Here is an 18,528-nt window from a genome sequence, read left to right on the forward strand (position 1 = left end):
GCGTACGTCAGCCGTGGCATGACGCTTGCGCAGACCGCGACATGTGCTCATCAAGCCTCGACGCGGTTCATCTCCTCCACGTCCGAAGGTCAAGGTCGGTGATGGTGAACTGGTTCCGCGCGTCTGTCTTGTAGGCCGGACATTCACCCGTCTTGTCGCAGTACGGTGAGTAGGTCTGCACACTCATCGTCCGCGCAGCCGGGTCGACCTTCATGACGCGCAGGTAGCCGTTCTCGTTGACGTCGGGAATGCTGTAGGTCTGGTAGTCGGCCTGGATCTGGTAGACGGGATTGCCGTGGTCACCCAGGTCCACTCGCATGCCCTGGTTGACGTAATGGCCGGAGAACACGAACCGAACGTTGGGGTACTTCTTGAGCACATTCCAGATACGGTCACCGGTCGGTGTGCGTACATCACCATCCTGGTATTCGTGAGTGTTGACGATCACGAGCTGGTTGCGGTGCTTGGCGATGACGCGTTCGGCCCAGGCAAGCTCCGCGTCGGTGGGGTTGAACGCGACGGTAATGACCAACCAGTCGATCCCGCCAGCTCGGAACTCGAAGTAGGTGTTGTCGCTTTGTTCCCTTGGGTAGTTGCCGCCGAACGTCGGCCACTCCTCGAAGAGGCTCAGGGGAAGTACGTGTTGAAGTATGTCGTGCTCCGGTCCTCCTCGATGTGCTCCCACGGGTTGCAGGTCGCCGGTGGCTCACAGGCCCACGCGTCGAAGTCGTGGTTGCCGACCGCAAGCTGGTACGGCACCTTGCGGTCGAGAGGTTGCATCGCCATCTTTGCCCGCTCCCAGTCGGAGATCCGCGACGGCCACTCGACGACATCGCCGACGTGCACCACGAACCGGATGTTCGCTCGTTTGCGCTCCTGGAGGATCCACTCGGTCTGTGCGTAGAACAGCTCGGGCTTGTTCTGAACCGCGAGCTGGGTGTCGGGAATCATCACGAGAGTGAAGGGCTTGACCACCGGGTCTGCCTGGCTCGGTGTCGACGCGAACGAGCTGGCGAGTGCGGCGAGCATCGTGGCACAGCCCGTCAGGGCAAGCCAACGACGAAGGCGGGAGCGGAACCACATCGACGGACCTCCAAAGGTCACACCAGGTCATCGGAGATCCGGACGCGAGCCGGCGACCAGCTGATGGGTTCCTTGAACCTCTGCATGTGAGCCGGCGGAGAGCCTCGTCCGATTCCGAAATTGATCTGCCGTCGACCGGAGAGTGTAGGGCGAGACGACGCCGGGTCAAGACAAGCAAGCGACCAAGTGAGGAAGGTCGAATGTGGCATTGCAGCGACGACCCACCGCCACTCATTGCTGTGGCGCACGTGCGGGCGTCCTCCAGGGGCGACACATCATGTGTCGATAGGCACCTCGCCGTGTCGGCGATCCGTCGAGCACGTCGACCCGCTTCGCATAGTCGGCGTCAGCCTTCTTCGTCGCGTTTTCTTCGCCGATACTCTCCAGGCCGAGAACCGTCTGGAACAAAGAAGTCCGTCTGGAACAAATGAATACCGTGGCTCCGCGTGCGATTCCCTCACATCCGTCGAGGGAGAGTGAGGACGCCTATGCTGTGCCGCGAGGCCCCTCGGCTAGCGGGCGTCGGGTCCCCTGTGCGGACCCGTCCGGTTCACGCCCGCGCAGGTGCTCGCTTCGTCTCGCCGTGACGGTGCGGCGCGGTGGCGACGGTGAGACGGGCGTCCAGATCTGCCGAGCGTAGGGATAGGCGTCTTGGCAGCGTGGTCTGTCGCGCGCTCGACGTTCGCCGTCATCGGTGGTTCCACGAGCTGCCGAGTCCGATCGCGCATCTGATCGAGACGGGGCAGCGGGCGGCGTCCCTCATCCCACGACGATCCGGCCTCGTCCTCCCATGGAGCGGCGCGGGAGGACCGAGATCCGGGCGTAGTACGGCCCCGGCCTGGTCGGGGTGGCGGGATTTGAACCCACGACCTCTTCGTCCCGAACGAAGCGCGCTACCAAGCTGCGCCACACCCCGGTACCGGCTGGAGAGTCTACCGGGCGGCCGTCGTGGCATGCGACCGGGTATCGCCTCGGTCCGCTGGTCCGCCCTGGTAGATCACCAGCTGCCACCGTTCGAACGGCATCTCGCGCCAGAAGGACAGCCCGATCTTCTCCATCGCCCGAAGCGAACGGGTGTTCGCGGCCACCGTGATCGAGATGAGCCGAGGCAGTTGGAGAGTCTCGAAAGCGATGTCGCGGACCGCCCGGGCGGCTTCGGTCGCGAGGCCGCGTCCCCAGACGTGGCGCGCCAGCCGCCAGCCGATCTCCACCTCGTCGGGGAGGGCACGGTGGTGGTTGAGCCCGACGAACCCGACGAACTCCCCCGTCTCGCGCAGCTCGACGGCATAGAGGCCGTAGCCGCGCTGGCTCCACTGCTCCTCGATCCGGTCGACGAGGGCGTCGCTCGCGGACCGGCTCATCGGCTCGCCGCTGATGTGCTCCATGACCGCGGGGTCGGCGTTGATCGCGGCGAACGCTGGGCGGTCTTCGGGGCGCCAGGTGCGCAGGAGGAGGCGGGGCGTCTCGACGTTCGTGGGGACTCTTGCGGTCTCGAAGAGATCGTCGGCGGGAGGCACGGCGGACGAGTCTAGACCCTCCTCGCGGCTATCAGTCCGGCGCGCGCAACGTCAACAGGCTCGCCTCCGGGTAGCAGGCGAACCGGAACGGCGTGAACGGCGAGGTGCCGAGCCCGGCCGACACGTGCAGCCAGGACGGTCCCCAGCGGGACACACCCTTGGCGCGGCGGGTGTCCAGGTCGCAGTTGGTCACCAGGGCGCCCCACCCTGGCACGCACACCTGACCGCCGTGGGTGTGGCCGGCGAGCAGGAGCCGGTACCCGTCGGCCACCATCGCGTCCAGCACTCGCCGATACGGGGCGTGGGTGACGCCGATGGTGAGGTCCGCCGACCGGTCGGCGGGGCCGGCCACGTCCTCGTAACGGTCCCACCCCAGGTGTGGGTCGTCGACCCCGACGAACGCCAGGCGACGGTCGTCGACCCGGATCTCCCCCCGCGCGTTGGTGAGGTCCAGCCACCCGGCGGCGACGAAGGCGCGGCGCAGATCCTCGGTGGGCAGCCGCGGTGCGGTGTGTGAGCGGGGGGCGTCCTTCTGCGTCAGGTACCGCAGCGGGTTCCGGCGGACCGGCGCGAAGTAGTCGTTCGAACCGAAGACGAAGACACCTGGCAGCGCCAGCAGCGGCTCGTACGCGTGGATCGCGACGGGCACCGACTCGGGGTGGGAGATGTTGTCGCCCGTGCTCACCACCAGGTCCGGCTCGAGGGCGGCGAGCCCGCGCACCCACTCCACCTTGTCGTTCTGGTCGGGCATGAGGTGAAGGTCGGACAGATGCAGCAGGCGCAACGGTCGGCTTCCCGGCGCGAGGACCGGGATGTCGAATCGACGGAGCCGGTAGGCGCGGACCTCGTAGCCGGCGGCGTACGCCAGACACGCGGCCCCGGCGACGGCCGTGCCGGCAAGCGCGGTGGCGGTGACCTTGAGCAGCGGATGCACGGTGACAGGCTGCCACACGCCGGGCACGGTGTCCTGGCAGGCCGACGCCAGCGATCACGGAGGGCCGCTCGTAGGATCGGCACATGAGCGCCCTCAAAGATCGTCTCCGTGCTGACCTGACCGCTGCCATGAAGGCGCGGGACAGCCTGCGTGCCTCGACGCTGCGGATGACCTTGACGGCGGTGACCAACTCCGAGGTCGCCGGTGAGGTGGCGCGTGAGCTCTCGGACGCCGAGGTGCTCGAGGTCCTCGAGAAGGAGGCCAAGAAGCGGCGCGAGGCCGCCGAGGCCTACGACCAGGCGGGGCGCACCGAGCTGGCCGAGAAGGAGCGTGCGGAGGCGGCCATCATCGCCGAGTACCTCCCCGCGCAGCTGACCGACGAGGAGCTGGCCGAGATCGTGCGTGCGGCCATCGAGCAGGTGGGCGCCAGCGGCATGAAGGACATGGGCGCGGTCATGAAGGTCGTCCAGCCCCAGGTGAAGGGACGCGCCGAGGGGGCTCGCGTCGCCGCCGCGGTCCGCGCCCAGCTCAGCTGAGCTGGGCAGCTTACGGACGTGGCGACCGTCTGACCCGGACGACGCGCGCCCCGGACGGGCCGCACGACCCAGACGAGCCACTGACGACAGGGGCGGCCAGCACACAAGTGCTGGCCGCCCCTCGTCTCTCAGTCGGCCGGGTGAGGTCCTGAGAGCTCTAACCCGGCTTCCTCAGGCTCTCCGGTGGCCCCGAGTCACCGACGATGCTGTCCGGCGGCTGCGGGATCCTCGGGGTCGGGAAGTCCGGCGGCTGCGGTCCCGGCGGTCTCGGGGGGAACGGCCCCGGTGGCAGCGTCGGCTTCGGAATCTTCGGAGCCGGGGTCTCCTCTGGTGGCGGCGGCGGTGGCGTGCCGTCGGACAGGTAGACGACGACCGTCGAACCCGAGCCGGCCTGCGTGCCACCCGCCGGGCTCTGTCGGGCGACGGTGCCCCGCGGCTGGGCGGAGTCGACCCAACCACCCACCGACATCGCGAAGCCGGCCTCGCGCAGGACCTGCTTGGCGCGGCTCTCACCCATACCGATGACCGACGGAACAGTCACCGGCACGCCGCGGATGAGGTCGGGGTCCGGCTCGACGAAGTCCGGGCTCTCCCGGCCTTCGAGCGCTCCTCTCATCGCCGCGAGCCACATCGGACCGGCGAGCGTGCCACCCCAGACCTGGTCACCGCCAACGACGCGACCACCGATCCGGCGACCGATCAGCGTTTGCAGCGGCGGGTCGGCGTCGGCGACAACGGCGGCGGCGGCGAGGTTGGTGGTGTAGCCCATGAACCACACCGCGATGCGGTCGTTGCTCGTACCGGTCTTGCCGGCGACCTGGCGCCCCTCGTCCTTCATGCTCATCCGAGCGCCGGTCCGGCCGGGGTCCGACCCGTCGACGACCTGGCGCAGCACGTAGTTGACGCCGTCGGCGACCTCCTTGGGCAGCACCTGCTTGCAGTCCGAACTCTTGACGGGGATCTCGTTGCCGTGCCGGTCGACCACCTTGATGATCGGGGTGGCGGTGCAGTGCTTGCCTCGGGCGGCGAACGTCGCGTAGGCCTCGGCCATCGACAGCGGCGCGATCTCGTTGACGCCCAGGGTGAACGGCTTGACCTGCTGCAGCGGCTTGCCGTCGGCGCGCGTGGCGCCCAGCGCGGTGGCGATCTTGGCCGGCTCACAGATGCCGGTGCGCTGCTGCAGGTAGGCGTAGAAGGTGTTGACCGAGTGGGTCGTCCCGGTGATGAGCGTGCTCGTCGCTCCCGCGCTCGTGGAGTTCGAGACCCGCCAGACGTCGCGGTGGTAGCCAGGCTTCCCGTTCGGGCAGTTGCGGGTGGGCTCGGCGATCGTCGCGCTTCGCGGCGAGGGTAGGGAGGTGGACAGCGGGATGCCCTGCTTGATCGCCGCGGCCAAGACGAACGTCTTGAACGTCGAACCGGGCTGGTACCCGACCGTGCCGTTGTACTTCTGCGGCACGTTGAGGTTGATGTAGGTCCTGCCCTTGCCTTCGCCGTAGCCCCGGGACTGGGCCATCGCCTTGACCCGGCCGGTGCCGGGCTCGACCATCGACACCGCGCCGATGACGCTGTCGGTCGGGTGGACGGTCTCCCGCACCGCCTTGTCCGCGGCCTTCTGCGCCTGCGGGTCAAGCGTGGTGTAGATCGTCAAGCCGCCGCGGTAGAGAGCGCGGCGCCGCTCCTCGCGGGTCTTCCCGAGGGCGGGGTCGTTGAGCAGGACCTGCTCGGCGTAGTCGCAGAAGAACGGGTACGGCGAGTAGTAGCAGCCGCGGGGTGTCCGGCTCATCTTCAGCCCGAGCGGCTGCTTGGCGGCCTCCCGGCCGGTCTTCTCCGAGATCATGCCCTCGGCGACCATCCGCGACAGCACGAAGTTGCGGCGCGCGAGGACGGCCTCAGGATTCTCCTTGACGTCCAGTCCGTTGGGGTCGCGGACCAGGCCGGCGAGCATGGCGGCCTGGGTCAGCGTGAGCTTGCTCGCCGAGGTGCTGAAGTAGTGCCGCGCCGCCGACTCGATCCCGTAGGCGCCGTCCCCGAAGTAGACGATGTTCAGGTACCGCTCGAGGATCTCGTCCTTGGTGAGAGTCTTCTCCAGCTCGACGGCGTAGCGCAGCTCCTGCAGCTTGCGGCCGTAGGAGTCCTCGATGACCTTCGCCTGCTCCTCCGGCGTCTCCGCGTTCTCGAACTGGACGAGCTTGACGTACTGCTGGGTGATCGTCGAGCCACCCTGGGACACCCCGCCAGCCTGCTGGTTGCGGATGAACGCCCGGAGCGTGCCCTGCAGGTCCATGGGACCGTGCTGGTAGAACCGCCCGTCCTCGATCGCAAGGATCGCCCGCTGCATGACCGGCGCCACCTGGTCGAGGCTGACCTCGACGCGGTTCTGGTCGTAAAAGGTCGCGATGACAGAGCCATCCGCGGCCAGCATCCTGCTCCGCTCCGGCAGCGGGGGTTCCTCGAGCTCGCTGGGCATGTTCTGGAACGCGTCTGTGGCCTTCTGGGTGGTGAGGCCGAACAGCCCAGCGAACGGGATGATCAGGCCCGCCACGAGAGCGCCGGTGAGGACGCTGACGACCACGAACATCACCATGTGGGTGACAAAACCGCGCTCTCGTCGCCCCTGAGACATGACGCGGATAGGGCTCATAGCTGGATAGCCTACGTCGCCTCCCGCGGTGATCGTCGGACGAATCTCGGGACTCTGGTCGCCTCTTCGCGCCTGAGAGTGATGACACAATCACAAATCAGGCCATCAGGGACTGTCGCAGGAGCCGCCTCTGGCTTTACCGTTCTGCGCAGGACGTTGGGGGAACGTCCGCGCATCGGTCACCTTGCGTGACCGACGTAGGGGAGGGAACAAAAACAATGACATGGAATGGCGACTGGGTTCGGCTCGCCGCCTGCCGTGGCACTGACGATCCCGACAGGCTTTTCGTCCAGGGCGCCGCGCAGCACGAGGCCAAGACCATCTGCATGGGGTGCCCGGTTCGCACCGAATGCCTTGCCGAGGCGCTCGACGGACGGATCGAGTGGGGGGTCTGGGGCGGCATGACGGAGCGCGAACGGCGAGCGATCCTGCGCCGCCGTCCCACGGTGACGTCGTGGCGGCGTCTGTTGGAGGCCGCGCGGAGGGAGTACGAGAAGACGTGCGCTCACCAGAACAAGGTGAGCGTTCGCGCAGCCGGCTGACCGAGACGTTCCGCTGAAGCGGCGAATCGAGCGGGCCGGGGTGGCGGAACCGGCGCGGGCGGGCACCGCCACCCCGAGGGCCCGTCGCACCAGCACGCCATGCGCCCGGTGACAGGCCTGCTGAGCCTGTCACTCGTCCCCGAGATGCCGGCCGATCTCACGCAAGCCTTCGAGGTCGTGCACGTCGGAGGGCAGGGCCGGGACGCCGGCGACCGCGACGCCCGGGTGCGCGGCGCCAAACCGCTCGGCCATGAGGCGTTCTCTCGCGGCGGCCAGCATGCGCTCGCCGTGGAGGCGAAGCACCCCGGCGACCGCTGGATAGGCGCCGGCCTCGCTGAGCGCCTCCGCCGCGGACAGGCTGCGCTCGGCGGACAGGTGGGCGGCCGACGGCGCCGTCATCCGGTTCAAGACCAAGCCGGCGAGTGGCATCTCGTCGTCGCGGAGGCGCTCGACGAAGTAGGACGCCTCGCGCAGCGCGTCGGGCTCGGGAGCCGCGACGACCAGGAACGACGTCCGGCGCTCCTGCAGGAGTCGATACGTCCGTTCGGCGCGGGCACGGAACCCGCCGAACGTGCTGTCGAGCGCCGCGACGAACGTCTGGACGTCCCGCAGCACCTGCGCGCCGATCACCTTCGTCAGGACGCTCGTCGCCATCCCCATGCCGACCGAGAAGAGCCTGATCGGTCCTCGGGCCGGGGTGCTGAGGAGCCGCAGCAGGCGGCTGTCCAGGAACGACGACAGCCGCTTGGGCGCGTCGAGGAAGTCCAGCGCCGAGCGTGACGGCGGGGTGTCGACGACGATGAGGTCGTGGCTGCCGGTGCGGACCGCCTCCGTGTGGAGCTGGCCGAGCTTCTCCATGGCCATGTACTCCTGCGTCCCGGCGAACGACGACGACAACGCGATGTAGAAGGGGTTCTCGAGGATCTGGCGCGCCTGCTCGGGGGTGGTGTGGGCGAGCACCACCTCGTCGAACGTGCGCTTCATGTCGAGCATCATCGCGTCGAGGTAGCCGCCCTTCGTGGCGTCGATCCCTTCGACGCGACGTGGCGTGCTGTCGAGCTCGGCGAGGCCCATGGCCTGCGCCAGCCTGCGGGCCGGGTCGATGGTCAGGACGGCCACGCGCCGGCCGCGCTCGGCGGCGCGGACCCCGATGGCCGCCGCCGTGGTGGTCTTGCCGACACCACCCGAGCCGCAGCAGACGATGATCTGCACCGCCGGGTCATCCAGCAGAGCGTCGACGCTGAGCGTGCGGAGGCCGGGGATCCCGTCCCCGAGGTGTCCAAAGGTCGACTCGCTCACGCCATCCCCTGGTCGTTCAACTCGCGCGCCAGCTCGAACAGCCCGCCGACGTCAACGCCGTGAGGAAGCCGGGGCAGCTCGTAAGTCCGGCGGCCCATGTCGGCGATCCGCTTACGGAGTCGGTCCTCCAGGGCGACCCGGGTGGCGTGCTCCCGGGCGTCCGTGAGGAGACCGTTGATCGTCCGGTCGTCGGAGGGGAGCCCGGTGTGGGTCAGCGCCGCCTCGAACTCCGCCCGGTCCAGGCCTCCGCGTGCGGCGGCTCGCAACGTCGCCTTGTCCAGGGGGCTCCGGGACGCCATGTTGATCACGACGCCGCCCACGGGGATACGGGCCTCGCGAAGCTCGGCGATGCCGTCGGCGGTCTCCTGGACGGGCATCTCCTCCAGCAGGGTGACCAGGTGGACCGCCGTCTGCGGCGATCGCATGAGCATCATGATCGACTCGGCCTGCCGGCGGATGGGTCCGACCCGGGCGAGGTCGACCACGCCGGCGTTGACGTTGAGGAAGCGCGCGATGCGCCCGGTGGGTGGCGCGTCCATGACCACGGCGTCGTAGACGCGGCGGTCCCGGCGCGGCTTCTCCCTGCGTCGGACGGCCTCGTAGACCTTCCCGGTCAACAGGACGTCTCGGACACCGGGCGCGATGGTCGTCGCGAACTCGATGGCGCCCACCTTGTGAAGGGCGCGCACCGCCCGGCCGAGTCGGTAGTACATCTCGAGGTACTCGGCGAGTGCCGCCTCGGGGTCGATGGCCAGGCCGTAGACCTCACCCGCGACGTGGCCGTCGTCGGGCACGCGGGCGAGCCGCGTCTCCTCGTACGGCAGGGCGGGGACGTCGAACAGTCGGGCCAGGCCTTGGCGTCCCTCCACCTCGCACACCAGCACGGTCTGACCACTGGCGGCGAGCGCGAGGGCGAGCGCGGCGGCGACCGTCGTCTTGCCGGTGCCGCCCTTGCCTGTCACGACGTGGAGGCGGACACCCTCCCAGTCGCTCTCGCGCCGCGTCACGCTCGCCGAGCGTAGCTCCTGGTCCCGCCCTCGACCCACCGGACCGTCCAACAGGTGGCTGCTCCTCTCAGGGTTCGGGACCAGCCGGACGCGGTCCGTGAGCGGCGGGGAGGGGTATGTCCTAGGCTCGCCGACATGACGAAATGGGAGTACGCGACGGTTCCGTTGCTGGTCCATGCCACGAAGCAGATCCTCGACACCTGGGGCGAGGACGGCTGGGAGCTGGTGCAGGTCGTGCCCGGGCCGAACCCGGAGAACCTCGTGGCCTACATGAAGCGGGAGAAGGCGTGAGCGCCGCTTCGGAGAGCCGGCCGATGTCAGCGGACGCGGGTGCGCGTGATCCCGAGGCCAGGCTGGCCGAGCTCGGCTTCCCGTTGCCGGACGTCGCCGCGCCGGTGGCGGAGTACGTCCCGGCTGTTCGCACCGGCGACCACGTCTACACCTCGGGGCAGCTGCCGTTCTCCGACGGTCACCTGCTCGCCACCGGCCTGGTGGGCGGGGAGGTCGACGTCGAGCAAGCCACCGCCTGCGCCCGGCAGTGCGCGCTCAACGCCCTCGCGGCCGTGAAGGCGGAGGTGGGCTCCCTCGCCAGGGTGCGCTGGGTGGTCAAGGTGGTGGTCTACGTCGCGAGCGCGCCCGACTTCACCGCGCAGCCGCAGGTGGCGAACGGCGCGTCGGCGCTCCTCGGGGCGGTGTTCGGCGACGCCGGGAAGCACGCCCGAAGCGCGGTCGGTGTGGCCCAGCTGCCGCTGGGTGCCCCGGTCGAGCTCGAGCTGATCGTCGAAGTCGACTGAGCCGACGGTATGGACGCGCTGCCCTCCGACGCCGACGTCCGGTCGGTGCCGCCCGCCCTGGTCGCGCGTGCCCGGCGACTCGCGGCGGGACAGGTGGAACCGCCGACGCCACGGCTCGCCGCGACCGTCGTCCTCCTCCGTGACGGGCCGGACGGTCTGGAGACCTTCCTGCTGCGACGGCGCACGTCGATGGCGTTCGCGCCCGGCAGGTACGTCTTCCCCGGCGGCAGTGTCGACCGGCGGGATGCGGAGGTGCTCACCCGCTGGGCGGGACCGTCGCCGGCGGAGTGGGCGGTCCGGCTGGGGCTTGCGGACGACAAGCTCGCGCGGGCGACGGTCTGCGCGGCGGTCCGGGAGACCTTCGAGGAGTCCGGCGTCATGCTCGCCGGCCCGGCCGAGGGCTCGGTGGTCGCCGACACGACGGGAACCGAGTGGGAGGAGGACCGCCGGGCGCTGCTCGGTCGCGCCCTGTCGTTCGGGGAGCTCCTCGAACGACGCGGGCTCGTGCTGCGCTCCGACCTCTTGGTGGCGTGGGACCACTGGATCACGCCCGAGGTCGAGGAACGGCGGTACGACACCCGGTTCTTCCTCGCGGCGTTGCCGGCTGGGCAACGCACCAGGGACGTCTCCAGCGAGGCCGACCGCGTGACCTGGATGCGGCCCGTCGATGCCTTGGCTTCGGTGCGGCGGGGCGAGATGAGCATGCTGCCGCCGACGTACCAGACACTGGCGAGTCTGGTCGCGGTCAGCGACGTCCAGTCGGCGTTGGAGGCCGCCGCGGCGCGGCGGATCGTGCCGACCATGCCAGCGGTGGCGTTGGAGGGTGACGACGCCCGGTGGGTGCTGCCGGGAGAGGACGGGTACGAGTCGGCGATCGGCGCGGCCTCCGTCGTGCCGGACGCCACGGACGCGCGGGCCGAGGGGCCTGCTGTGGAGTGAAGGTGTCAGCCCGGGGAGTTGGTCGTGAACGGTGAGCCGGGGAGCTGGGCGGGTGGCGGGGTCGGTGACCACGCGCTCTGCGTCCTCGCGCCGAACCCAGGCCCGATGACGCTGGAGGGGACGAACACGTGGGTGCTCGGGGCGCCGGGGGCCACCCGGGTCGTCGTGGTCGATCCGGGTCCGCACGATGAGCGGCACCTCCACGCCGTCCTCGACGCTGTCCGTGCGCGTGGCGCGGAGGTGGCGCTGGCCTTGGTCACGCACGGGCACGAGGACCACGTGGCCGGTGCGCGACGGTTCGCGGAGCTGGCCGGCTGTCCGGTGCGAGCGGCCGACGCGGCTCTCTGCGTCGACGACGATCCTCTGGTCGACGGGGAGACGATCGACGTCGACGGTCTGGAGGTGGAGGTCCTGGCGACACCGGGTCACACCGCTGACTCGATGTCGTTCTGGCTCCTGGCCGAGGGTGCGATCCTCACCGGGGACACCGTCCTCGGACGCGGGACCGCGGTGGTCGCCTACCCCGACGGCGCTCTCGCGCCCTACCTCGACTCGCTGCGACGCTTGCGCGCGCTCGTCGAGGCCGCTCGGGGGATGACTCTGCTGCCCGGTCACGGCCCACCGCGTTCGGACGCCGTGGACGTGCTCGACTTCTATCTGGAGCATCGCGCGAGACGCCTCGACCAGGTCCGTGAGGCACTGGCCGCCGGCGCCCGAACACCGGCCGAGATCGTCGAACGCGTCTACGCCGACGTCGACCGCCGGTTGTGGCCGGCGGCGGAGCGCACCGTCCGAGCTCAGCTCGACTACCTGTCCGCGGTGGCCTCGGAGAGCTGACGCCCCCGCGTGGGCCACCGGCGCCTCCGTCAGACCCAACCCATGTCGCGCGCGATCTGGATGGCGGCGAGCCGGCTGCTCGCCCCGAGCTTGGTCATCGCGCTCGACAGGTAGTTGCGGACGGTGCCTTCCGCCAGGTGCAGCTCGCGGGCGATGCGGCCCGTGGTCGCGCCGTCGGCGGCGAGGCGGAGGACGTCCCGCTCCCGCTCGGTCAGCGGGTTCTCGCCGGCGACCATGGCGGAGGCGGCAAGCTCCGGATCGAGGTAGCGCCCGCCGGCGTGGACCTTCCGGATCGCGGCCGCCAGCTCGCTGGCCGGTGCGTCCTTGGAGATGAAGCCGCGCACCCCGGCCGCCAGCGCTCGACGCAGATAGCCGGGGCGGCCGAAGCTGGTCAGGATGACGATCGCCTGGCCGGGAAGGGACTCGGCCACCCGGAGGCCGTCCATCCCTGGCATCTCGATGTCGAGGACGATCACGTCCGGTCGGTGGACGTGCACGGCCGCGACCACCTCGTCGCCGCGTCCCACCTGGGCGACCACCTCCAGGTCCGGTTCCAAGCCGAGGAGCGAGGCGATCGCCTCGCGGATGAGGTGCTGGTCGTCGGCGAGCAGAACCCGGATCATGCCGGTTCTCCTGGTGCGTCGACTCGGGCGGCGTCGCGGCTCGTCGTCTCGGCCGCCTTGGGTGCCGCAACGGGGATGCTCAGCGTGGGCTCGTGGTGTGCGCGACCAGCCGGGTCGTCGGTCGTCGCCTCGGAGTCGCGGAGGGTGTCGGGTTCGTGGGGCACCGTGAGATCGCGGGGCGCCGTGGGATCGTGCGGAGCCAAGGAGTCGCGGGGAGCCAAGGAATCGTGGGGGAGGGGAATCGTCGCGCGGAGGACGTACTCGTCCGCGCGGGAGCCGGGTCCGGCGCTCAGCGTTCCACCGAGGGCGGTGACGCGCTCGGTCATGCCGGCGATCCCACTGCCTCGGCCACGGGCGCGCTCCTCGTCGAGGTTCCCGCCTTCGGGCATGTGGTCGGACCGCGTCGTGCTGGTGGTCCGGCCGGACGCCACGCCGTCGTTGCGCATCTCCAGCTCGACGCCGGACTCACCGATCGTCACCGCGATCCGGCACCAGGAGGCGGTGCTGTGCCGGAGGACGTTCGTCGTGCCCTCGCGGACCAGCCAGGCGATGACCGTGCTCACCTCGTCGGGCAGGCGGGTCCCGGGCAGCTCCAGCTCGGTCCGAATCTCCGCCGCGTTCAACACGGCCCGGACGCTGCGCAGCTCCGAGTCCAAGTCGACGGTGCGGTAGCCGCGGACCACAGCGCGGATCTCGCGCAGTGCCTCTCGGGCGAGCTGGCGGACTTCTCTCATCTCCGCCTCCGCGCGCTCCGGTTGGAGCGTCGCCAGCCGGGCCGCCAACTCGCTCTTGACGGCGATCGCGGACAGGCTGTGACCCACGACGTCGTGCAGGTCGCGTGAGAACCGGAGTCGCTCCTCGGTGACCGCCAGTCTGGTCTGCGCCTCTCGCCCGCGTTCGACCGCCTTGAGGAGCTCCCAGATCCACAGCTGGAACCGGTTGGCCCAGGTGGCGAAGACGCACATGAGCGTCAGCGGGACGACGGCACCCGGCCAGTACTCGAGCGGAGTGAGCAGCACCCCGACCCCGACCGTGCCGACGCAGAGCAGGGCGGCACTGAGCCGGGAGGCTCCCAGCGCCGCGAGCCCGGCCCACGACGCCACGACCATGCCGACCTGCCCCGCCCGCATGACGATGAGGTCGGACGGCCAGGACGTTCCCGCCGTCACGACGGAGATGAGGAGGGCGAGGAGCCCGCAGATCGCGATCTCCCGACGGCGGTCGGCGCCGAGCACGACGAGACGGACCGCGCGCAGGTAGACGACGGTGTAGATCGGGAGGGCGACACCCAGGAGCGCCAGCTGCACCAAGGCGAGCGGCTCGCTCTCCGGTCTCGCGAGAAGCTCGCTGTCCGTCCTCGCGAGCAGCCACGTGGCCGGCCCGAGCCAGGCGAGGACGACCCCCGCCGCCAGCGACCAGTAGGTGACACGACGCAGCCGCTCCATTCCGGAGCGGCGCGGTCGTCGAAGGCGCGGGAGCGCCAACGGGAGTCGGGAGGTCACAGCCACGGCACGCCCAGGCTAACCATGGCGCGGATCCCACCGGAACAGCCAGCGAGCGAGCAACCCGCCGACCACCAGCCAGGCGAGCAGCACGCCGAAGGAGGGCAGAGCGGCCACCCACTGGTCGACCATGCTGAGCTCCCCGCCGGAGACGCCGATGTAATCCCGGCCGGTGTAGGCGGTTCGCACGATTTCGACCACCGGTGTGGCGGGCAGCAGCGCGGCCAGCAGTCGGAGCGGCTCCGGCAGCGCCTCGAGCGGGTAGACGATCGGCGTCGCGAACGTGAGCACGAGGATCACCGGCGTCACCGTGATCTGGGCGAGCTCGGCGTTGCGGTGCGGCCCGGAGAACGCGGCAGCCAGCGCGGTGAAGACGGCCACGCCGAGCAGGCTGGCCACCACGATGAGCGGGACATTGGCGGGCAGCCCGCCACCAGCTCGGTGAATCCCGACGCCGAACAGCGCCAACTGCACGGCGTAGATGACGAACGCGGCCAGCCCGGCGCCGCCGAAGATCGCAGCCGCCGAAGGCTGCCAGCCGCGCAGCCGCTTCAGCACACGTTCCTCGCGGCGCACCACGAACGCGTTGACCAGGTTCGCGAAGACGACGAAGGCCAAGAGAATGCCCGGCACACCGGTCAGGACGAAGACCTGGTCGGCGTGGCCGAGTTGAGTGATCATCACGCCGAACACCAGCGGCAGCAGCACGACGTTGAACAACGCCGCGTGGTTGCGTCCGAGCAGCTTCAGGTCGACGCGAGCGAGTCGGAGGGTGTGTCGCAGGTCGGTCCTCATCGGCCCTCCTCCACGACGCGCAGGAAGACGTCTTCGAGCGTGCCGCTACGGGCGCCGAGCCGTTCCAGCGTCACGCCCTGCTCGTCGGCCCACGTGATCAGGGTTCGCAGTGCCGCGTGCGTGCGGTCGGCTCCACCGTCGAGGGCGTACGTCACCCAGATGTCGTCCGCCGACGCGGTGACGAGTGGTGCCGCCCCCTCCAGGTCCGGCAAGAACGCCGGCAGCTCCGGACGGTTGGCCGGCAAGCGGAACGTGATCCGGTCGCCCGCGGAGGACACGACCTCCTCGACGGTGCCCGCGACGTGGATGCGGCCACGGTGCATGATCGCCAAGCGATCGGCGAGCCGCTCGGCTTCCTCCAGGTAGTGCGTCGTCAACAGGATCGTCGTGCCCGCGTCCCGCAGCCGCTGGATGATGTGCCAGGTCGACCTCCGGGCCTCCGGGTCCATGCCCGTCGTCGGTTCGTCCAGGAACAGCACCTCTGGGCACGATTGCACGGCGAGCGCGAGATCGAGTCGGCGACGCTGCCCACCAGAGAGCTGGCGCACGTAGGTCTTCGCCTTGTCGGCGAGGCCCACGAGCTCCAGGACGTCGTCCATGGGACGCCGTCCGGTGTCCTGGACCAAACCACGGCCGAGGTCGACGGTCTCCGCGACGGTCAGGTCCCCGAGGAAACCGCCGTCCTGCAACAGGATGCCGAGGCGCGGCCGCAGCGCTCGCCGGTCCCGGTACGGGTCGTGGCCCAGAACCCGCACCTGGCCGTCGCTCGCCGCGACGAATCCCTCGAGTACCTCCAGCGTTGTCGTCTTGCCCGCGCCATTCGTCCCCAGGAGGGCGAAAAGCTCGCCGCGGCGCACCTCGAACGAGATCCCGCGAACCGCCTCGAAGGTCCCGTAGCGCTGCCGCAGGTCGCGCACCTCGATGGCGAGACCCGTCGCCGCGACCGGTGACTGCCTCTCGGCGACGGTCCGCGTCCCCAGCGTTGTCCTCATGTCCGACATGCTCCGCTGTCGGTGAGCACACCGGTAGTCGTGACCATCACCGCTTCACGGTGCGAAACGCCGGCCGGAGGCGTGACAGGTGTCATGGGCCGCGGAGGCGCGCGCCACCGACAGGTCAGGGACTTCGCTGGGTGAGGAGAGTGTCTCGCTCAGCGAGCGCGATGGCGGAGACGGTCGGCGTCGAGGATGACGACCGCACGCTGCTCCAGGCGGATCCATCCGCGGTGCGCGAAGTCCGCCAACGCCTTGTTGACAGTCTCCCGGGAGGCGCCGACCAACTGGGCGAGCTCCTCCTGGGTGAGATCGTGATGCACGTGGATGCAGCCGTCGGTCTGCTTCCCGAACCGCCGGGCGAGGTCGAGCAGCGCCTTGGCGACCCGGCCTGGAACGTCAGAGAACACCAGGTCCGCGACCTGGTCGTTGAGCGTGCGAAGCCGCGACGCCAACTGGTGCAGGAGTCCGCGCGCCACCTCAGGACGGCCGGTGAGCCAGTTCATCAACTCGTCCTGGCCGAGCGCGAGCAACGTGGTGTCGGTGACGGCGGTGACGGTGGAGGCACGAGGACCCGGGTCGAACAGGGACAGTTCGCCGAACATCTGCCCCGGGCCGAGCACAGCGAGTAGGTTCTCGCGTCCGTCCGAGGAGGTGCGCCCCATCTTGACCTTGCCGTCGATGACGACGTAGAGGCGGTCGCCGGCGTCTCCCTCGCGGAACAGCACCTCACCACGCCGCAGTTTGACCTCGACCATGGCCGCCCGTAGCGCCGAGGCGGCGGTCTCGTCGAGGTTGGCGAACAGCGGTGCCTGCAGCAGGACGTCGCTCACTCGTTGATTCCTCCTCCGAAGGGCCGGTGTCGTGCCGGCCGTCTCTTAGTGTGCCGCGCCACGCTGCTGGGGTGGTAGGCAGGCCACGTAGGCTGGCCTGCGTGACCACGCGAACCCGGACAGCGACCCCGACTTCAGACCGATCGGAGACCACGAGCACGCGCCCCCGCCGGTCGCGCCGGGCGCCCGGGTCGAAGCCGGAAAGCCGTCTCGCACTTGTCCGTCGAGCCCGTCGGATCAACCGCATCCTCGCGGAGACGTATCCCGACGCACACTGCGAGCTCGACTTCGAGAATCCATATCAGCTGCTCATCGCGACGATCCTGTCGGCCCAGACCACCGACAAACGCGTCAACATGGTGACGCCTCGACTCTTCGGTACGTATCCGGAGCCGGCGGATCTCGCGGCGGCCGATCCGAGCGACGTCGAGTCGATCATCGCCTCGACCGGCTTCTTCCGTGCGAAGACCAAGGCGATCATCGGGGTGGCCAAGGCGCTGTGTGAGCGGTTCGACGGCAAGGTGCCGAATCGCATGGAGGACCTCGTCACGCTCCCCGGGGTCGGCCGCAAGACGGCGAACGTCGTTCTCGGCAACGCCTTCGACACTCCTGGTATCACCGTCGACACGCACGTCCAACGGCTGTCCCGGCGGCTGGGGCTGTCCACCAACACCGACCCCGACAAGATCGAGGCCGATCTGGCCGCGCTCTTCCCCAAGAGCGAGTGGACCATGCTGTCCCATCGGCTGATCTGGCACGGTCGGCGTCGCTGTCACGCCCGTAAACCCGCCTGCGGTGTGTGCCCGGTGGCTGCGCTCTGTCCCTCCTACGGCGAGGGTCCGACAGACCCGGCCGTGGCGAGCAAGCTCTTGCGGAGCGCGTCGACCGCGTGAGAGCCGGGCCGCGGACTGGATGGGCGGCTTGTGTGAGCGGGGAGGAATGGCACGTGACACGGACGCGCACCATGCCTGCCACGCTTGCCGTGCTCGCTGCGGCGGCTGCGCTCCTGGCCGGCTGCAGCACGCCGGAGCCGGGTGGTGTGGGGCCGGTGATCGACGAGCCCGAGGTCGAGCGGACTGCGGCGCCCGATGGTGCCTCGCGGACCGACCTCGACGACCCCGACGTCGCCTCCGCCCGGGCCCGGGCGGAGGTCGCCTCGTGCGCGACGATCCGTGGGTCCAGCCCGACGAGCTCCCCGGCGTCGTCGAGCAAGGGCTCGCCGCTCCCAGACGTCACGCTCGCCTGCCTCGGCCCCGGGCCCGAGGTTTCCCTCCGCGAGGTGTCCGGGCGTCCCGCCGTGCTCAACGTGTGGGCGCAATGGTGCGCTCCGTGTCGGAAGGAGAGCCCGCTGTTCCAGGCCTTGTACGAGCGGGCGGGCGACGACCTGGTCGTCGTGGGGGTCAACTACGACGACCCTCGTCCCGACCTCGCGCTCGCCTTCGCCGACAAGCTCGGGTTGAGCTATCCCCAGCTGGCCGATCCGGAGCGTCGACTGCGGGCGCCGTTCGGGTTAGCCGCTGGGATCCCGGCGACGGTGTTCGTCTCCGCGGAGGGCCGAGTCGTCCACATCGCGCACAAGCCGTACGACTCCGAGCGGGAGCTGCTGCGTGATGTGCGCACCCACCTAGGGGTGGAGCTGTGAGCCGAGAGGTGG

General features: G+C 70.0%; 20 protein-coding genes and 1 tRNA gene. 8 read left to right on the top strand and 13 right to left on the bottom strand.

The window, feature by feature from the left end:
- Positions 1-67 precede the first annotated feature (67 nt).
- The 5 genes from DFJ64_RS11120 to DFJ64_RS11140 all read right to left on the bottom strand — a co-directional run bounded on the left by DFJ64_RS11120 (position 68) and on the right by DFJ64_RS11140 (position 3,552).
- Positions 68-685 carry a metallophosphoesterase family protein gene (locus DFJ64_RS11120; protein ID WP_170152580.1) on the bottom strand — a complete coding sequence of 206 codons (618 nt, stop codon included), beginning with the start codon at positions 683-685 and terminating at the stop codon, positions 68-70.
- Positions 628-1,083 carry a metallophosphoesterase gene (locus DFJ64_RS11125; protein ID WP_115850387.1) on the bottom strand — a complete coding sequence of 152 codons (456 nt, stop codon included), beginning with the start codon at positions 1,081-1,083 and terminating at the stop codon, positions 628-630. The genes DFJ64_RS11120 and DFJ64_RS11125 overlap by 58 nt, the downstream gene beginning before the upstream one ends.
- Positions 1,084-1,922: 839 nt before the next feature.
- Positions 1,923-1,999: transfer RNA gene (locus DFJ64_RS11130), tRNA-Pro, on the bottom strand.
- 16 nt (positions 2,000-2,015) lie between these two features.
- Positions 2,016-2,600 carry a GNAT family N-acetyltransferase gene (locus DFJ64_RS11135; RefSeq protein ID WP_115850388.1) on the bottom strand — a complete coding sequence of 195 codons (585 nt, stop codon included), beginning with the start codon at positions 2,598-2,600 and terminating at the stop codon, positions 2,016-2,018.
- Between the two features lie 31 nt (positions 2,601-2,631).
- A complete protein-coding gene (locus DFJ64_RS11140; RefSeq protein WP_245941070.1) occupies positions 2,632-3,552 on the bottom strand; it encodes a metallophosphoesterase in 921 nt (306 codons plus the stop codon).
- 65 nt (positions 3,553-3,617) lie between these two features.
- Between DFJ64_RS11140 and DFJ64_RS11145 the strand changes: the two genes are divergently transcribed.
- Positions 3,618-4,070, top strand: a complete 453-nt coding sequence (locus tag DFJ64_RS11145; protein WP_115850389.1) for a GatB/YqeY domain-containing protein — start codon at positions 3,618-3,620, stop codon at positions 4,068-4,070.
- Positions 4,071-4,227: 157 nt separating this feature from the next.
- Here DFJ64_RS11145 and DFJ64_RS11150 read toward each other — a convergent pair whose 3' ends face one another.
- Entirely contained in the window at positions 4,228-6,711 is a 2,484-nt protein-coding gene (locus DFJ64_RS11150) for a transglycosylase domain-containing protein (RefSeq protein ID WP_115850390.1), read from the bottom strand.
- 218 nt (positions 6,712-6,929) lie between these two features.
- Between DFJ64_RS11150 and DFJ64_RS11155 the strand changes: the two genes are divergently transcribed.
- Positions 6,930-7,253: a WhiB family transcriptional regulator gene (locus DFJ64_RS11155; protein WP_115850391.1), complete on the top strand. Its 324-nt coding sequence runs from the start codon at positions 6,930-6,932 to the stop codon at positions 7,251-7,253.
- Between the two features lie 129 nt (positions 7,254-7,382).
- Here the strand turns inward: DFJ64_RS11155 and bagB are convergent, their stop codons facing one another.
- Together bagB and bagA are read right to left on the bottom strand one after the other, a co-directional pair.
- Positions 7,383-8,552, bottom strand: a complete 1,170-nt coding sequence (gene bagB / locus DFJ64_RS11160) for an ArsA family ATPase (protein ID WP_245941071.1) — start codon at positions 8,550-8,552, stop codon at positions 7,383-7,385.
- A complete protein-coding gene (gene bagA / locus DFJ64_RS11165) occupies positions 8,549-9,559 on the bottom strand; it encodes an ATPase BagA (RefSeq protein ID WP_245941072.1) in 1,011 nt (336 codons plus the stop codon). The genes bagB and bagA overlap by 4 nt, the downstream gene beginning before the upstream one ends.
- Before the next feature lie 135 nt (positions 9,560-9,694).
- Between bagA and sp36 the strand changes: the two genes are divergently transcribed.
- The 4 genes from sp36 to DFJ64_RS11185 are packed head-to-tail and all read left to right on the top strand — an operon-like array spanning position 9,695 to position 12,129.
- Complete coding sequence (gene sp36 / locus DFJ64_RS11170; RefSeq protein ID WP_115850393.1) at positions 9,695-9,850, top strand: Sp36 family protein; 156 nt, start codon at positions 9,695-9,697, stop codon at positions 9,848-9,850.
- A gap of 23 nt (positions 9,851-9,873) precedes the next feature.
- Positions 9,874-10,353 (top strand): RidA family protein, encoded by a 480-nt coding sequence (locus DFJ64_RS11175; RefSeq protein WP_115850394.1) that lies wholly within the window; start codon positions 9,874-9,876, stop codon positions 10,351-10,353.
- A gap of 9 nt (positions 10,354-10,362) precedes the next feature.
- Positions 10,363-11,292: an NUDIX hydrolase gene (locus DFJ64_RS11180; RefSeq protein WP_211310572.1), complete on the top strand. Its 930-nt coding sequence runs from the start codon at positions 10,363-10,365 to the stop codon at positions 11,290-11,292.
- Positions 11,293-11,316: 24 nt separating this feature from the next.
- Complete coding sequence (locus tag DFJ64_RS11185) at positions 11,317-12,129, top strand: MBL fold metallo-hydrolase (protein WP_245941073.1); 813 nt, start codon at positions 11,317-11,319, stop codon at positions 12,127-12,129.
- A 29-nt stretch (positions 12,130-12,158) separates the two neighbouring features.
- Here DFJ64_RS11185 and DFJ64_RS11190 read toward each other — a convergent pair whose 3' ends face one another.
- From DFJ64_RS11190 to DFJ64_RS11210, 5 genes are all read right to left on the bottom strand, one after another.
- On the bottom strand, positions 12,159-12,752 hold the full coding sequence (locus DFJ64_RS11190; protein WP_115850395.1) for a response regulator transcription factor: 594 nt from the start codon (positions 12,750-12,752) through the stop codon (positions 12,159-12,161).
- Positions 12,749-14,260, bottom strand: coding sequence for a sensor histidine kinase (locus DFJ64_RS11195; protein ID WP_147304676.1), 1,512 nt, complete (start codon positions 14,258-14,260; stop codon positions 12,749-12,751). The genes DFJ64_RS11190 and DFJ64_RS11195 overlap by 4 nt, the downstream gene beginning before the upstream one ends.
- Positions 14,261-14,272: 12 nt before the next feature.
- Positions 14,273-15,049, bottom strand: coding sequence for an ABC transporter permease (locus DFJ64_RS11200; RefSeq protein ID WP_115850397.1), 777 nt, complete (start codon positions 15,047-15,049; stop codon positions 14,273-14,275).
- Positions 15,046-16,041 (bottom strand): ABC transporter ATP-binding protein, encoded by a 996-nt coding sequence (locus DFJ64_RS11205; protein ID WP_115852009.1) that lies wholly within the window; start codon positions 16,039-16,041, stop codon positions 15,046-15,048. The genes DFJ64_RS11200 and DFJ64_RS11205 overlap by 4 nt, the downstream gene beginning before the upstream one ends.
- Positions 16,042-16,199: 158 nt before the next feature.
- Positions 16,200-16,874 (bottom strand): Crp/Fnr family transcriptional regulator, encoded by a 675-nt coding sequence (locus tag DFJ64_RS11210; RefSeq protein ID WP_115850398.1) that lies wholly within the window; start codon positions 16,872-16,874, stop codon positions 16,200-16,202.
- 236 nt (positions 16,875-17,110) lie between these two features.
- Here DFJ64_RS11210 and nth point away from each other — a divergent pair, with 236 nt between their 5' ends.
- Positions 17,111-17,767: an endonuclease III gene (nth, locus tag DFJ64_RS11215; RefSeq protein WP_245941303.1), complete on the top strand. Its 657-nt coding sequence runs from the start codon at positions 17,111-17,113 to the stop codon at positions 17,765-17,767.
- A gap of 71 nt (positions 17,768-17,838) precedes the next feature.
- Complete coding sequence (locus DFJ64_RS11220) at positions 17,839-18,516, top strand: TlpA family protein disulfide reductase (protein ID WP_147304677.1); 678 nt, start codon at positions 17,839-17,841, stop codon at positions 18,514-18,516.
- Positions 18,517-18,528 lie beyond the last annotated feature (12 nt).

This window comes from Thermasporomyces composti (genome assembly GCF_003386795.1).
GTDB lineage: Bacteria > Actinomycetota > Actinomycetes > Propionibacteriales > Actinopolymorphaceae > Thermasporomyces > Thermasporomyces composti.

Excerpts from the sequence above, each read along its gene's own strand:
- DFJ64_RS11200 (WP_115850397.1), bottom strand. The coding sequence starts at position 15,049 with ATGAGGACCGACCTGCGACACACCCTCCGACTCGCTCGCGTCGACCTG.
- sp36 (WP_115850393.1), top strand. The coding sequence starts at position 9,695 with ATGACGAAATGGGAGTACGCGACGGTTCCGTTGCTGGTCCATGCCACG.
- DFJ64_RS11155 (WP_115850391.1), top strand. The coding sequence starts at position 6,930 with ATGACATGGAATGGCGACTGGGTTCGGCTCGCCGCCTGCCGTGGCACT.
- DFJ64_RS11125 (WP_115850387.1), bottom strand. The coding sequence starts at position 1,083 with ATGTGGTTCCGCTCCCGCCTTCGTCGTTGGCTTGCCCTGACGGGCTGT.
- DFJ64_RS11190 (WP_115850395.1), bottom strand. The coding sequence starts at position 12,752 with ATGATCCGGGTTCTGCTCGCCGACGACCAGCACCTCATCCGCGAGGCG.
- DFJ64_RS11205 (WP_115852009.1), bottom strand. The coding sequence starts at position 16,041 with ATGAGGACAACGCTGGGGACGCGGACCGTCGCCGAGAGGCAGTCACCG.
- DFJ64_RS11175 (WP_115850394.1), top strand. The coding sequence starts at position 9,874 with ATGTCAGCGGACGCGGGTGCGCGTGATCCCGAGGCCAGGCTGGCCGAG.
- DFJ64_RS11150 (WP_115850390.1), bottom strand. The coding sequence starts at position 6,711 with ATGAGCCCTATCCGCGTCATGTCTCAGGGGCGACGAGAGCGCGGTTTT.
- DFJ64_RS11180 (WP_211310572.1), top strand. The coding sequence starts at position 10,363 with ATGGACGCGCTGCCCTCCGACGCCGACGTCCGGTCGGTGCCGCCCGCC.
- DFJ64_RS11220 (WP_147304677.1), top strand. The coding sequence starts at position 17,839 with ATGCCTGCCACGCTTGCCGTGCTCGCTGCGGCGGCTGCGCTCCTGGCC.
- DFJ64_RS11145 (WP_115850389.1), top strand. The coding sequence starts at position 3,618 with ATGAGCGCCCTCAAAGATCGTCTCCGTGCTGACCTGACCGCTGCCATG.